Annotated in this window: 1 protein-coding gene and 1 pseudogene; both read left to right on the top strand. The window is 81.4% G+C overall.

Going from position 1 to position 1534, the window contains the following annotated elements:
• A pseudogene (locus HLB09_RS16910) lies at nucleotides 1–207 on the top strand (hypothetical protein); the annotation flags it as partial.
• A 660-nt stretch (nucleotides 208–867) separates the two neighbouring features.
• Complete coding sequence (locus HLB09_RS17975; RefSeq protein ID WP_212771298.1) at nucleotides 868–1413, top strand: DUF4244 domain-containing protein; 546 nt, start codon at nucleotides 868–870, stop codon at nucleotides 1411–1413.
• Nucleotides 1414–1534 lie beyond the last annotated feature (121 nt).

Below are 1534 nucleotides of genomic sequence, written 5' to 3'. Positions count from 1 at the left end.
GGGGCGGGAGCGCCCGGCGCCGCCCTGCTGCGGGACGCCGCGAGCGAGGAGCGTCGGCGTCGCGCACGGGAGGCCCAGCGCCGCGCCTCCGCCCTGGGGGTCCGCCTCGTCCTGCCGCTGGGGCTGTGCGCGCTGCCCGCCTTCGCGGCGCTCGCGGTCGTCCCCGTCGTGCTCTCCCTGGCCGCGCAGGTCCTCGAGCGCTCCTGAGGCCGCCGCGGTCGCCGCTCGCCGTCCGTGGCCGCCCCGGGAGCTCGGCCTGCCGCGGGGTGACCCCGGGAGGCCGACGAGCGGTGTCCTGCCGCGGGCTCGGCGGCCACGCGACGAGGCGCCTCGGCCCGGCTCGTCACCTGCCCGCGTCCCGCGTCCCGCGTCCCGCGTCCCGCGCTCCGCCCTCCGCCTCCGCGCTCCGCGCTCGGCGGCCGGCGCCGGCGCCTGTTGGCCGCCGTCCGGTCCGAGGTGCTCGGTCGGCGACACCCGGTCCGACCTGCCCGGTCGACGCCGGAGGCCGGGCAGCCGTGCGGTGACCTCCCCCGCGTCTGCGCGACCGGTGCCAGGCCGCGCGCGGGTGGCCGACGCCGCCCTCCCGTGAAGGGCGCTACCGACCGGGGTGCCGGGGGAGGGGGGGCGCCACGGAGGCGCGAGCCGGGCGACGGCTCCTCGGGCGACGGCTCCTCGGGCGACGTGACCTCTCCAGCACAGCGGCGGGGACGGTGCGCGTGGACGGTCGGGCGCGGCGTCCGCCCGCCGTCCACACGCCGTGCTCGGACGGGCTGCGTCCACAGACCTCCGGAGCGGCCTCCGACGGCGACCTCCGGCGGCGGAGGGTCACCGCAGGAGGTCGCACCCCGCGGCCCCGGAGGAGGAGCCATGGTCACCGTCCGCACCACCACCTGCCCCGCCCGACGCCGGTCGCCGGGCAACGGCGCCGTCCCGCGCTGCCGGACGGGCGTCCCGGCCCGGCAGCGTCCGTCCGGCACCTCCGCCGTGCGGGCGACGCCGCGGGCCTGCGCCCCGGTGCCCACGACGAGCGCGGTGCCGACGACGAGCGCGGTGCCGACGACGAGCGCGCTGGCGACGACGTACGGGCTGTCGACGAGCGGGGTGACGACGACGCCGCGGGTGCCGACGGGCGGGGAGCGGGTCGGCACCCCGTCGCGGGGTGGCGCGCTCGCGCTCCCGGCGGCGGTCGCCGGGAGGCGCGAGCGGCCGTGCCGTGGGCTCGCCGCCGGCGTGCGTCCCGCCGTCGCGACCGTGCGCGGGGAGCTGCGGGACGTCGGCATGGCCACGGCCGAGTACGCCATCGCCACCCTGGCCGCCTGCGGCTTCGCCGGGCTCCTCGTGACGCTCCTCGCGAGCGACCAGGTGCGGACCCTGCTGCTGGGCATCGTCCGGCGCGCCCTCTCGGTCGGATGAGCGACGCCGGTCGGGCGGCGGCGACGGGCGGTCCGGCGGTGGGGCGAGGGCGAGCCGCCGTCCGCCGGGCGCCCCGCGCCCGACCGGCTGGTCGCCCTCGCCCGCGGACCACGGGTGCTCG

It is taken from the genome of Pseudokineococcus marinus (assembly GCF_013004605.1).
Classification (GTDB): domain Bacteria; phylum Actinomycetota; class Actinomycetes; order Actinomycetales; family Quadrisphaeraceae; genus Pseudokineococcus; species Pseudokineococcus marinus.
The sequence above is the reverse complement of the archived record's forward strand: the minus strand, read 5'-3'. Positions and strand labels throughout refer to the sequence as shown.

Bases quoted from the DNA above. Each gene is read 5' to 3' on its own strand.
- HLB09_RS17975 (WP_212771298.1), top strand. From the start codon at position 868: ATGGTCACCGTCCGCACCACCACCTGCCCCGCCCGACGCCGGTCGCCG.